General features: G+C 38.4%; 10 protein-coding genes. 6 read left to right on the top strand and 4 right to left on the bottom strand.

Annotated features, from left to right (window positions below):
• Positions 1 to 109: 109 nt before the first annotated feature.
• A complete protein-coding gene (locus tag IPP32_06930; protein MBL0047812.1) occupies positions 110 to 1,816 on the bottom strand; it encodes a hypothetical protein in 1,707 nt (568 codons plus the stop codon).
• A gap of 66 nt (positions 1,817 to 1,882) precedes the next feature.
• Positions 1,883 to 3,655: a BamA/TamA family outer membrane protein gene (locus tag IPP32_06925; GenBank protein MBL0047811.1), complete on the bottom strand. Its 1,773-nt coding sequence runs from the start codon at positions 3,653 to 3,655 to the stop codon at positions 1,883 to 1,885.
• Between the two features lie 194 nt (positions 3,656 to 3,849).
• Between IPP32_06925 and IPP32_06920 the strand changes: the two genes are divergently transcribed.
• Together IPP32_06920 and IPP32_06915 are read left to right on the top strand one after the other, a co-directional pair.
• The gene (locus tag IPP32_06920) at positions 3,850 to 4,236 is read left to right on the top strand and encodes a hypothetical protein (protein MBL0047810.1); all 387 of its coding nucleotides are present in this window, start codon (positions 3,850 to 3,852) and stop codon (positions 4,234 to 4,236) included.
• 42 nt (positions 4,237 to 4,278) lie between these two features.
• Positions 4,279 to 4,770: a group 1 truncated hemoglobin gene (locus tag IPP32_06915; GenBank protein ID MBL0047809.1), complete on the top strand. Its 492-nt coding sequence runs from the start codon at positions 4,279 to 4,281 to the stop codon at positions 4,768 to 4,770.
• An 83-nt stretch (positions 4,771 to 4,853) separates the two neighbouring features.
• On the opposite strand, the gene IPP32_06910 is transcribed toward IPP32_06915, so the two are convergent.
• Together IPP32_06910 and IPP32_06905 are read right to left on the bottom strand one after the other, a co-directional pair.
• The gene (locus tag IPP32_06910; GenBank protein ID MBL0047808.1) at positions 4,854 to 5,462 is read right to left on the bottom strand and encodes a hypothetical protein; all 609 of its coding nucleotides are present in this window, start codon (positions 5,460 to 5,462) and stop codon (positions 4,854 to 4,856) included.
• A gap of 79 nt (positions 5,463 to 5,541) precedes the next feature.
• A complete protein-coding gene (locus IPP32_06905) occupies positions 5,542 to 8,367 on the bottom strand; it encodes a T9SS type A sorting domain-containing protein (GenBank protein ID MBL0047807.1) in 2,826 nt (941 codons plus the stop codon).
• A 146-nt stretch (positions 8,368 to 8,513) separates the two neighbouring features.
• Here IPP32_06905 and IPP32_06900 point away from each other — a divergent pair, with 146 nt between their 5' ends.
• The 4 genes from IPP32_06900 (at position 8,514) to IPP32_06885 (ending at position 12,920) form a co-directional block, all read left to right on the top strand.
• Entirely contained in the window at positions 8,514 to 9,605 is a 1,092-nt protein-coding gene (locus IPP32_06900) for an Mrp/NBP35 family ATP-binding protein (protein ID MBL0047806.1), read from the top strand.
• 65 nt (positions 9,606 to 9,670) lie between these two features.
• The gene (locus IPP32_06895; protein ID MBL0047805.1) at positions 9,671 to 9,958 is read left to right on the top strand and encodes a NifU family protein; all 288 of its coding nucleotides are present in this window, start codon (positions 9,671 to 9,673) and stop codon (positions 9,956 to 9,958) included.
• A gap of 82 nt (positions 9,959 to 10,040) precedes the next feature.
• Positions 10,041 to 11,891, top strand: a complete 1,851-nt coding sequence (locus tag IPP32_06890; GenBank protein ID MBL0047804.1) for a 2-oxoacid:acceptor oxidoreductase subunit alpha — start codon at positions 10,041 to 10,043, stop codon at positions 11,889 to 11,891.
• A gap of 3 nt (positions 11,892 to 11,894) precedes the next feature.
• Positions 11,895 to 12,920 carry a 2-oxoacid:ferredoxin oxidoreductase subunit beta gene (locus IPP32_06885; GenBank protein ID MBL0047803.1) on the top strand — a complete coding sequence of 342 codons (1,026 nt, stop codon included), beginning with the start codon at positions 11,895 to 11,897 and terminating at the stop codon, positions 12,918 to 12,920.
• The last annotated feature ends 7 nt before the right edge of the window (positions 12,921 to 12,927 follow it).

Raw genomic sequence — 12,927 nt, 5'->3', positions numbered from 1 at the left:
CGAAATTTGAAAGGAATACAAATGATGAATTTTCGCAAATCAATCTTAGTTAAAATAAAAAAGGCAACCCAAATTTAATTGAATTGCCTTTACCAATTAAATGCGAAAACTACTTTTGAGTGATCACAACAACCCTGCTTTGTTTACCCTTAAATGCACGATTCACCAAAGTCTTTTTGCCAATATTTTGAAACTCCACCGGTTTAAATTTTATACCCTCCTTTTTGTAATCAAACAGGTCTCCTTTCGATACATTCCCCTCTTTGTCAATTTTATAGTACATCAGGTAACCTCCGGCCCCATCCCGGTGAAGGGCAGGCTCTTTATCCAGTGGAAGATTGAGATTTTTAATATTATCTGTATAAAACAAGTAGGTCGTTTCGCCCTTTGCGTACCTGTAAAAAGACATGCTACCAACTATTGTCATCATGTATTTGGTTCCGGCGGCCATATACTGAGAGCCATAACCGGTTGTTGTTGCCAATTGTCGCTTTGGTATTTTTTTAATCCAAACCATTTGCCCGTCTGCATCTACCCGCATGTCAAGGATATCCTCATATTCGTAGTAGGTGGTTGTTGATGACCCTCCTCCCATTCCACTAACGTTACTACCACCTCTCACTTTAACTGCATATTCTTCCCCTATAACCTCCGTACTTCCGTCAGAATTGGTAACGATATAACGCATCACCATATTTTTTGCTTCCAGGTCATCATCTTCCTCCTTTTTGTCTAATTTCTTTTGTTGCCTTGCCGACATATATTGTTTAATGATTTCAGCCGGAAATTCGAAATAACCCTTTCCATAATTTACAGCTTTCCCTTCCTTGTCGATTTTTACCAGAAACACTCCATCACTTGAATTTTTATCATCTCCAAAATGCCATCCTCCGTCTTTATCCTGCTTTTTGTTGGAGTAAAATCCACCAATAACTATATCTCCGGTTTTCTGCTCCACCGTTAAAATATTTGTAATGAATTTCGTTTCGGTTTCCAATTTTATATTTTTCAACTCACCTGTTCCATGTTGTATTCTAAAAACCTCATAATGATATTTTTGTTTCTTTTTATTCTTCTCTTTATTCTCTCCGTCACCGAATACTTTTGCCAGTAAAAAAGAATTTCCCTGGCTATCCACATTATAATCGGCTATATCCATGCGCTTCTCCGTATAAGGCATATCTATCAAATTTTTATCAATAATTTTCAACTTCTCGTCAATTACACAAAAGCCCACTTGTTCTTTACTTACAGCATCGTTCTTACTTTTATGAAGCATTCGATAGTTAATTAATAGCTTACTCGAATCAAGACTCGAATGAAATTGGTATTTACGGCCCTTTGCAATTTTAAAGCCTCCGAGGCTAATTAACTCTCCTTCTAATTCAGTATTTTTTAATAATTCCACTCTTTTTCCGGTGAGTTCTCCTTTTGATAAATTTAACTCCTGAACCCATAGACTCTCCTTTCTGTCGGCCTTATCGAATGTGCTAAAGAACCAAAAATATTTATCCCCAATCACAAAAAGTGTATCACTCATAAAATCATCCGGAAAATTTTTTATGTCAATCGTTTTCTCTTTTCCTGCCTTTAAGTTCTTATCAAAATTCTGTATCGTTAATTCTTTTTGAGGCTGGTAACTGACTTGTGCAAAACCGGTTTCTGCATTTCCAAAATAACCGAGGTCCTGGTGTCCTTTTGGTATTTCATAAGGGAATCCGAACTTTACAGTAAACTCATCGTTCGAATATGTTTTTTGGGCAATTACACTATTCCCTAGTAGGGCAGCGAAGACTAACACTATTATTTTTTTCATGATTTAAATTTTGGTTAAAAAAGGCCGCAAACCTATGAAAAAAAATTAATTGGAGACGCATTTAAACTAAAAGGTACTCACTATACCAAAATGCACTTTAGCACTTCGGAGTGATATAGGATTATTAAACTGCTTGCCCAAAGCATAGGAGAGCGAAAAAATTCCGGGTTTGGTTTCAAAGGTAATGCCGGCACCAAATCCATACGGATTATCTTCTAAGGTATAGCGCATGGCATTGTTATCGATGGCTGTTTTGTTTTGATAATAGGCATGATTGCCGAAAAGAAACAGATAGGAATTTTGATCCACAAGCAGTCTATACTCTAACTTTGTAATCGTATAGAAGGATGCATTTATGGATTCCTCGTCAAAACCTCTTAAACTATTTAAGCCACCTATCCTGTAAAGTTCGTTCACAAACAAATTGGCACTTTCAATCCAAGCTGATTTATTTCCGAAAACGAGGGTGCTTCTCTTCTTAATGGGCACAAATAATTCACCCACAAAATCGATTGCATATATATCGGTATTGAGCTTTGTCCCATCATACACTTCCGGCTTTATTTTAAGGTTCTTCTTTATTTTCTTGGTGCCGGCGCTTGCATTTATATCCAGCATATAACCCTTCCGGGGATTTAATTTAATGTCGAGATTTTCGGTTCGGAAACCAATGCCATACGATTTCGAATTCATGTCTACATAGGCGGGCAAGGCTGTCAAATTTTCTAAGCCACGAGTTGATATTAAGGCAATGGTTCGATTGCTGAAAAAGACCTTGAAATACTTATTGGTTCCTATTAAATAATTCAATCCGATGTTTTCATTCACATCGGTAAATAAGGTGTCGCGCTTGTATAACTTAAATAAAATATCGGCTCCAAAAGGACTGTGAAATAAAAAAGGCACTTGTAAACGTGCTTTCAGGTTTTGCGTTTTTACTTGTAATTTTTGCCAATCCACATCCAACACTTCTCCTTTATTAAAACTGTTTACCAACTTTAAAGTAAGCTGTCCGGTAACCAGCAGTTTGCCGGTAGTTGGATTAGGCATAAAGCCCAGCACTCCATCAAAACGGTTTGCCTTTTTTTGATTGAGCGTGAGCATAAGTTTGGTGTATTTATCGGCAAAATAAATCTCCGGCGATTTGCCTTCTGTAAGAAAAGGTACTTCACGAATTCTTTTACTGATTTGGTTTACACGACTTTCGTTGTATTTATCACCTTTTCGAATTCCCAGCAAGCGTTGCATATAGTAGGTGGAGATTTTTGCATTTCCTTTCACCAAAAAACTATCCATTAAACACAATTGATTCCTTTCAAGATTTAAGGCCGCCGAAATATTTTCTCCTGAGATAAATATACTATCCAGTTTAATTGTGGCAAATGGATAGCCATTGTTTTCGGCATAAGTAATAATTCGCTCCAATAAACGCGCTGTTTCCCGAGGTGAAAAGATGTGATGATCGTAAAACCGTTCGCGAAATCCTATTGCATTTATTATTTCTTCATCCACATTGCCGCTCGTTAAACTCGCCCATTTGTAGCGATTTCCGGAAGATAAATACAAAATTGTAGACAGCGAATCACGTTTAAAACTATCGGCCGATGCAGTTAAATAGCCCCTTTCATGAAATTCAAAAAACAAGTCCTTAATAGCTTCATCCATTTCCTGATTAGAGGTATACTCTTTTTTATTGTGCACTTGCTTAGCAAGCTCCTTATCCACCAATGAATCATTCAGCTTCACCAAAAGCGAAAACTTAGCCTGCCCATACCCGTGAAAAGTAAAACTCAGGAATAAAATGAAGAGAAAATAAAATCGCTTTATAGTTGTACGCATTAAAATATCAGTGCATCATTAAACTGAAATACATCGGAGTGCCAAATAAATGAACAAAAAACCAACATTTCAATTTGGTAAAATTAACTCATTCCCTGCTTATTTATTGCTATTTGGAAAGAAAATATGAGTTCAAAAATCCGGACTGGAATTTTTGTCGTAAGTGTTTGCAATAACCAATAAAACATTTCAAAATGAAAAAGAAAATAATTCTCAGCCTCTCGGTTCTCTCCATTGCGCTTTTCGGTTTGTATTATTGGCAAGCTGAACATCGGTATGGGCCACCTATTAAAAATATTCATTTGGTGGCTTTTGATGTGAACGGAATTTCAACTCCCAACGACTATGACGCATTAAGTTTAAATGTATCTAAAATTAAAGGAGTAACCTCCTGCAGCATCAATGAGCAAAGCAAAATTGCAGCCATTACTTTTTATCCTGATTTACTTTCTGCTAGTGAACTTCCTGCACTTATTGCTACGCTTGGAAATTGCTCCGTGCAGTTGCATACTTACGAAAAAATAAATGGATGCCCTGTAAACGTATGGCGTTCGTGGGCACATCAACTCTTTAGCATATAAATCAAACTCTATCACTAACCATAAATTAAAAAAACAAAACACATGAAAAAACAATTAACTATGCTGGTTTCAGCAGGAGTGCTAGGGTGCTCTATCCTTTTATTAAGTTGCAAAAAAGACAAAGACGAACCGGAAACTGTAGTGGAACCAACACCTGTTGCCACACCCTCACTTTATTCGCGCTTGGGAGGAATCAATGCCATAAGCGCGGTAACCGATAAATTTTTAAGTATTGTAGCCGGGGATGCCGCAATTAATGCACGTTTTGCAGCTACCGTTGCAGATCCTTTTCGCTTGCAATTGTTGCGCAATAATTTAATCGATCAAATTTGTGCGGGTTCCGGAGGACCTTGTCAATACAAAGGAAAAACGATGTTGCAGGCACACACAGGAATGAATATTACCACTGCAGAGTTTACTGCTTTGGTAAATGATTTAGTAGCTGCGCTAGACTTTTACTCGGTTCCCACCACCGAAAAAAATGAATTGCTTGCCATTCTTGGGCCAATGCAAAGCGACATTGTTGGTCATTGATTCTTGGGTAGAAGAATTAATACCAATAAAAAAAGGCTGCTTCACCATATGTGAGCAGCCTTTCCTTTTTTAAACTGTATTCTTTATTTAAAAGATTTACCTAAATATTTTGCCATTACTTTACCTACTTTGGCATACGATTCGGCAATGCGCGAACCCTCGTCAAAATCGTAACCCATAGCTTGGCTGCCTTGCACATTTTTAATACGCACAGCACAAATAATTTTATCGGGAGATGCTGTTTCTACCATTTCGAAACGATAGGTGCAATATGCCGGAAGTTTAGAAACTCCAATGTTCCAACCCGGGAACATGGTGATTGTTTTTACTTTTAAGGTATACTTTGCACTTTTGTTAGATTGACTAGCATCGCATCCTTTTTTAACTAAGCCTTTATTCAATAATTCTTCGAATTTTGGATGGTAGCGTTTTTCTTTGTTACCATTCCAACCTTCTAACCACTTATCGCCTTTACCCGGAGTTTTAGCATTTAGATCTGCTACTTTCTTTTTGGTGTAATCGGCTTCACTACCGTATTTCCCCATTTCCATTTCGGAGTAATCGTACACTAAATTCAATTTAGTTTCTCCTTTTAAGGAAGGCATTACGCCTGATTCCACTTCCACTTTTTGCGCCATTAATGAGGTAGTTACCATCAGTAATGAAATACTTAGCAATTTTATTTTTTTCATTGTTTTTGTTTTTTGTTTTACAATATTAGCTGCAATTCTGTTAAAATTAAAATCTGTTTTTAAAAAATATTACCCTTGCTTATTCCACAATAATTTTTCCGCTTTGTGCTTGCTCATTATTTTGCACCTGAATAAAATAAATTCCCTTTGCAACCCGTGCACCCGACTTGTTTTGCAAATTCCAAATCCATTCATGATGCCCAGCTGTCAAAACTTCTCTTTGTGCAATAGCTGCAACTTCATTTCCTAACAAATCAAACACCTTAATGCTTACTATAGCTTTATTTTCAACATCCAAGGTAATGTAACTTTGTTCTGAACTTGGATTTGGATAAAAATTAATTCCTGCAATTTCTTCTTGATCTTTACTATAACCGATTCCTGTAATTGCGTTCGGCAATGGAACTCTTACAGAAGTGTAAACATGGTACTCACCGGCTTGCAAATTAATGTTTGCAGTGGTATTGCTCACAAAAATACTATCGCCACTTAAATAGTCGTACCAATACCCTGTACTTTGAAAAGCTGGATTGATGGGACCTGCAACAATATCAAAATTCCCAATAACAGTAATGTTCATGCTTGGATGATTCACGTGAATTGATTTATATAAATTCCCCACACTTAATGTATAAGTTGTTGATTCCATTGCCGGCTGAGTGGTTTTAAATTTTGCGAGCGCGGCATAAATATCATAAAGGCGTTTTCGGTTAGGGTTCGCAAAATAGTTCCATCTAATAGGTTTATTGCATACTCTACAATTCTGATAATTGATAGAATAGTCATAACCCAACTCCCCAAATTGCCAAATCATTTTTGGGCCGGGTATTGTAAAGAAAAAAGCCGCAGCTTCTTCCATTCTGCGCAATGCTGTATTCGTATCCTTAGTGTTATAACCGCCAAAAGCGGCACCATATTGAATGTTTTTATACAACAATCGTTCTTCATCATGACTTTCCATATAGGTAACCAAGTGTGGCAAATTCCAGTTACGGCTCTTGTATGAACCCCAGCTAATATCAGAACCGGAAGCATATCCCATAGTGGCTTGATTATATGCATAGACTAAATTCCCCCAAAACATCATACCATAATTGGCTAATACGGTTTCTTCGCTATTATCTGCAAAATACTCCAAAATGGTATAGTTAGTAGGATCCGTTTGATGAATATGATCGTAATAATCTTTCCAAATATCCACACGTGATTGATCGTAATTACCCCATAAACCAATATTTCCAACTGAATTTACTTGTGTAAAACCCTTCGCTAAGTCAAATCTAAAACCATCTATTTTATAATTTAGAATCCAGTGGTCCACTACATTCTTTGTAAAGTATTTGGTTTCAGGGGTAGAGTGGTTAAAATCATAACCGACATTAAAATCGTGTTTTGCCACCGGGTTATACCATGGATTATTTGCTGCAGGGCGCCCGTTCACAGCATCCCAATACATCTGCACCATGGGCGATTGGCCAAAAGAATGGTTTAAGGCAATATCCATAATTACTGCAATCCCACGTAAGTGACATGCATCAATAAATTCTTTAAACTTATTTCGAGTACCATAATACTTATCCGGAGCGAAATAAAAATCGGGATTATATCCCCAGCTTTGATTGCCTTCAAATTCATTTACCGGCATCAACTCAATGGCATTTATACCAAGATTCTCTAAATAATCCAAGGTATCAATCAAGGTTTTATAATTGTGTGCCTGAATAAAATCACGTATCAATAATTCATAAATAACAAGGTCGGTTTTTTTAGGTTTTGCAAAATTGCTAACCTGCCAATTGTAAGGTGTTTGTGCGGTTTGAAACACACTCGCAATACCACTTGTTTTGGTACTCGGATAGGGCGTTGGGTTAGGATTGGTAGCCACTCCAATGCTTCCATCATTGCTTGGGTCTAATATTTTTTCGCTGTAAGGATCTGCAATTTTTATGTTTCCATCAATGAGGTATTGATACACATATTCCTGTCCGGGAGTTAGGCCATTTAATTGCAACCAATATGTTTTTCCATCGGGCGTACGATTCATGTAAGCACTGGGTTGTGCCACAAAATTATTAAAGCCACCCAAAGCATACACCCCACTTTTAAAGGGAGCAAACAAAGTGAGAATCACAGTGGAATCATTCACATACGTAACACCATCTTTGGCGCCTACCGGTAAAGGCAAGGTGGTTATAGCGGGATTTACAATAAATGAAAAGGAATCCAACACAGTTGTAATACCATCCGTTACACTCAACTTTACCCAATTGGTGCCAGGGCTAGTGGGCGTAACATTGGTGGTGATGGATGTTCCTGTATTTTGCGCAACAAAAACATTGTTCAAATAAATACTTAAGGTAGCGGTTGAGGAAGCTAATCCGGTTACCGAAATGGGCACATTTAAAGGTGATAAAGTGGGTACTCCAGCAGCCGAAAAAACCGGATCGGAGATATAACAATTTAAACTTGAACTAAACACTGGAACAAAAATATCCCCACCGGCAGCGGTTTTACCGGTAATTGTTCCCGCCGGATTTCGGAATACAAATGCCAGTTTTAAAATAGTTTCATTCACCGGAACATTGTAATAGTTTCGGATATGGTAACGGAGCTTAAACAAATTACCACCTAATGCTTGTAATTTTGTTTCAGGAGTATTTACCGCCCAATTGGTTTTAACATGCTTCCAGTCTGAAGAAGAGGTGCTTAAATTGGTAATCACACCGGTATGCGCATACACATCACCCGTGGTATTGTTTAAAGCCGCATTTCCTTGAGCCGCATTAAAAATTATGGTTACTGAATCGTTGTCGACCGGAAATGCTGGATTCCAAGTAACCACTTGAGCAATTCCATTCCATCCGAGAATAAAAATGGTGAAAAACAGGGTGTAAATTTTTTTCATTGTGATTTAATTTCATTAAGTATGAATGGGTAAAGTTAGTATTTCAGTCCATTAATGGTACAATTGGAATGTTAAATTGTTTCGTCTGTCTCAAATAAATTTTTTTGCGCGCACTTTATTATCTTTACACAAAATTTATAGAAATTATGAGCATCACAAAAGAACAGGTTCTAGAGGCATTAAAAAATGTGGAGGATCCCGATTTAAAAAAGGATTTAGTGACCTTAGGAATGATTACCGATTTGATTGTAGAAGGCAAAAATGTTTCCTTTACAGTTGTCCTCACAACGCCTGCTTGTCCGATGAAAGAAATGATTCACAAAGCCTGTGTGAATGCGGTTATTCATTTTGTAGATAAGGAAGCGAATGTTAATGTTAAAATGAGTGCTAATGTCACTTCTCAGCGTGGACCCGATAAACCTTTATTGCCAAAAGTTAAAAACATAATTGCAATTGCTTCGGGTAAAGGCGGTGTTGGAAAATCTACAGTGGCCTCTAATTTAGCTGTTGCTCTTGCGATGCAAGGTGCTAAAGTTGGTTTGGTGGATGCCGATATTTATGGGCCATCTGTTCCAATTATGTTCGATGTGGTGCACGAAAAACCCATGATGCGCGATATTGAAGGTAAAAGTTATATGATTCCTATTGAAAGTCACGGTGTGAAGTTGCTTTCTATTGGTTTTTTTGCAGATACTTCTCAAGCAATTGTTTGGCGAGGGCCAATGGCAGCAAAAGCACTCACCCAATTGTTTGGCGATGCCGACTGGGGTGATTTGGATTATTTGCTAATTGACTTGCCACCGGGAACCGGCGACATTCATTTATCCTTAGTACAATCTGTGCCATTAACCGGAGTAATCATTGTGAGTACACCGCAAAACGTGGCATTAGCCGATGCACAAAAAGGCGTAGCCATGTTCCAGATGCCTGCCATAAATGTTCCGGTGTTGGGTATAGTTGAAAACATGGCCTATTTCACTCCTGCCGAATTGCCCGAAAACAAATATTACATTTTTGGTAAAGATGGCGCTAAACGTTTAGCCGAAAAATTGGGCGTTCCTTTATTGGGTGAAATTCCATTGGTTAAGAGCATTTGTGATGCCGGAGATGCCGGTAGGCCTGCCGTTTTGCAAAGAGATACCCCACAAGCCTTGGCTTTTTTAGAGATGGCGAGTGCTGTTGCTCAACAAGTTTCTATCCTAAATGCAAACAAGAAAAACGAGTTGCTAAGCGTTTAGGAATAAATCATTTTTTGTTTTCAGAATTAATTCTATTTTTACTTCAACATAAATCAAGTATCTAAGTGATAACCGACACAATAATTCTTTCGAAAATCCAAGACGCCTTAACTCAGATACGCCCCTATTTGGAAGCCGATGGTGGAGATGTTTCACTCATTGAAGTGAGCGATGAGTATATTGCAAAAGTGCAATTACACGGTGCATGCCGAGATTGCAGCATGAGCATGATGACGTTAAAAGCAGGTGTTGAAGAAAGCATTCGCAGAGCCGTCCCTGAGATAAAAGGAGTGGAAGCTATTACACCTAAAAAAACAGAGATCCTTGCCGAAAAATTAGTTTCGAAAGGATAAAAAAATTAATCTAAAACCAATAAATTCCACCTATTTCTTGGTCTATTAAATAACCAATTAACGAATAACGATTAGCCAAATTATGAGCGCAACTTTAGAAACCAGAAAAAATGTAGCTATCATGTTCGCCGGTGATTCCGGTGATGGAATTCAATTAACCGGAACTCAGTTTACCGACACGGCAGCTTTGCTTGGAAACGACATTAGTACTTTTCCCAACTTCCCTGCCGAAATACGGGCCCCGCAAGGAACATTAGCCGGTGTTTCAGGATATCAATTGCATTTTGGAAGTGTGGAGATTTTTACTCCGGGCGATGGATGCGATGTATTGGTAGTAATGAATGCTGCCGCCTTAAAAGCAAATTTAAAAGGCTTGCATACCGGTGGAATCATTATTGCCAATACAGATGGCTTTGATGCAAAAAATTTAAAGTTGGCAAAATATCCGGATGGTGTAAATCCATTAAAGGATAGCTCGCTCGACAAATACAAAGTGTATGAAATAGACGTCACCAAAATGACGCGCACTGCACTTGCTGATTCAGGTATGGGTACCAAAGAAATTGACCGAAGTAAGAATATGTTTGTACTCGGTTTCATTTATTGGATGTTTAACCGTAACATGGATAACAGTATTGCTTTCCTAAAAGATAAATTTAAAAAACGCCCCGACTTAGTGGAAGCGAATTTAAAAGTGTTGAAAGCAGGTTATCATTTTGGGGAGACAACCGAAACTTTTAATGCCCGTTACGAAGTAAAAGCTGCTGTGATGCAAAAAGGCGAGTACCGCAACATCATGGGAAATCAAGCAACTGCGCTGGGTTTAATCGCTGCTGCTAAAAAATCAGGAATCGAATTGTTTTTTGGAACATATCCCATTACTCCGGCATCTGATATTTTACATGAACTTTCAAAACATAAAAATTTTGGTGTAAAAACCTTTCAAGCAGAAGATGAAATCGCAGCTGTTTGCTCTGCCATTGGAGCATCTTTTGGCGGGAGTTTAGGAGTTACCGCTTCATCCGGACCGGGCATTGCCTTAAAGGGCGAAGCTATTGGGTTAGCAACGATGCTTGAAATTCCTTTAGTTATCTGCAATGTTCAACGCGGTGGTCCGTCTACAGGATTACCAACTAAAACCGAACAAGCGGATTTATTACAGGCTATGTATGGAAGAAACGGTGAAGGCCCTGCAGCCATCATCTCAGCCAGCACGCCATCCGATTGTTTTGAAACAGCTTACGAGGCTTGCCGAATTGCAATAGAACACATGACCCCTGTATTCTTTATGAGCGATGGGTATATAGCTAATGGCTCTGAACCATGGATATTTCCACAATCCAAAGATTTAAAACCCATCAAAATTGAATACGCAAAAGAACGCAATCCGGAAGATGCAAAGTTTCTGCCTTATAAACGCGACGAAAAATTAGCGCGTCCTTGGGCCATTCCCGGAACAAAAGGCTTGGAGCACCGTGTGGGAGGTATCGAAAAAGAAAATGAAACCGGAAATATATCTTACGATCCCGATAACCACGAATTGATGGTGAAATTAAGGGCTGAAAAAATTGAGCGTATTGCTGATTATGTTCCATTGCAAACCATTGATAACGGTCCTGCAAAAGGTAAATTACTCATCTTAGGTTGGGGCTCTACTTATGGTTCTATTAAAACAGCTGTAATTGAAGCTTTGGCCGAAGGCTATGATGTGGCCCATGCACATGTGCGTTACCTGAATCCATTTCCTAAAAATTTAGGCGAAATTTTATTCAATTACGAAACTGTGTTGATGCCTGAAATTAACAGTGGCCAATTAATTAAGCTGGTGCGCGATAAATATTTAGTTCCTGCAATAGGATTTAATAAAGTAAAAGGAATGCCATTTACCAGCACTGAAATCAAAGAAAAAATTGTTGAACTTTTGAAAAAATAAATTATGGAAAGTACACTCGCTCCTTTAACTGCTAAAGATTTTGTAACCGACCAGGATGTGCGTTGGTGCCCGGGTTGTGGCGATTATTCAATACTTAAACAAGTTCAAACTGTATTACCCGAATTGGGTATTGCACGCGAAAATATTGTTTTCGTTTCAGGTATAGGTTGCTCCTCCCGCTTTCCGTATTACATGGAAACATTTGGAATGCATAGTATTCACGGTCGTGCGGCTGCTGTTGCCAGCGGATTAAAAGCTGCCCGCCCCGAATTAAGTGTATGGATTGTGAGTGGCGACGGTGACTCTATGAGCATTGGCGGAAATCACTTAATACATTTATTGCGTAGAAATTTTAATGTGAACCTGCTCATCTTCAACAATGAGATTTATGGTTTAACCAAGGGACAATATTCACCGGCCTCTCCTGCTGGAAAAATTACAAAGTCATCCCCCATGGGAAGTATTGATCATCCATTTAACCCGGCTGCTTTAGCTTTGGGTGCTGATGCTACTTTCTTTGCACGCAGCATGGACCGCGACCCGATTCACATGCGCGAAATTTTAAAAAGAAGTAATTCTCACAAAGGAAGTTCGGTAGTGGAGATTTATCAAAACTGCAATGTGTTTAATGACGGAGCATTTGAAGTGTTTACTGAAAAAGGCACTAAAAAAATGGAAACCCTTTTTGTAGAAACCGGAAAGCCATTAGTATTTGGCGATGGTGGAAACAAAGGCATCAAGCTGGATGGATTTACCCCAACAATAGTAGATTTAACAGCCGGAGCAAGTGCAAATGACCTATGGATTCACGATGAAACCGATAGAGTAAAAGCGCAAATTCTTTCCCGCTTTTTTGATGATCCAAAAATGGAAAATCATTTGCCGCGTCCATTCGGTGTGTTTTATGAAGAGAAGCGCTTTTGTTATGAAGATGCGATGCTGGCACAAATTGCTGAATCCATCAAAACAAAAGGCGATGGCGATTTAGATGCCCTTTTAAGAGGAAAAAATACTTGGAAGATTAATTAGTTTACTC

It is taken from the genome of Bacteroidota bacterium, from assembly GCA_016721765.1.
GTDB lineage: Bacteria > Bacteroidota > Bacteroidia > UBA4408 > UBA4408 > UBA4408.
The sequence above is the reverse complement of the archived record's forward strand: the minus strand, read 5'-3'. Positions and strand labels throughout refer to the sequence as shown.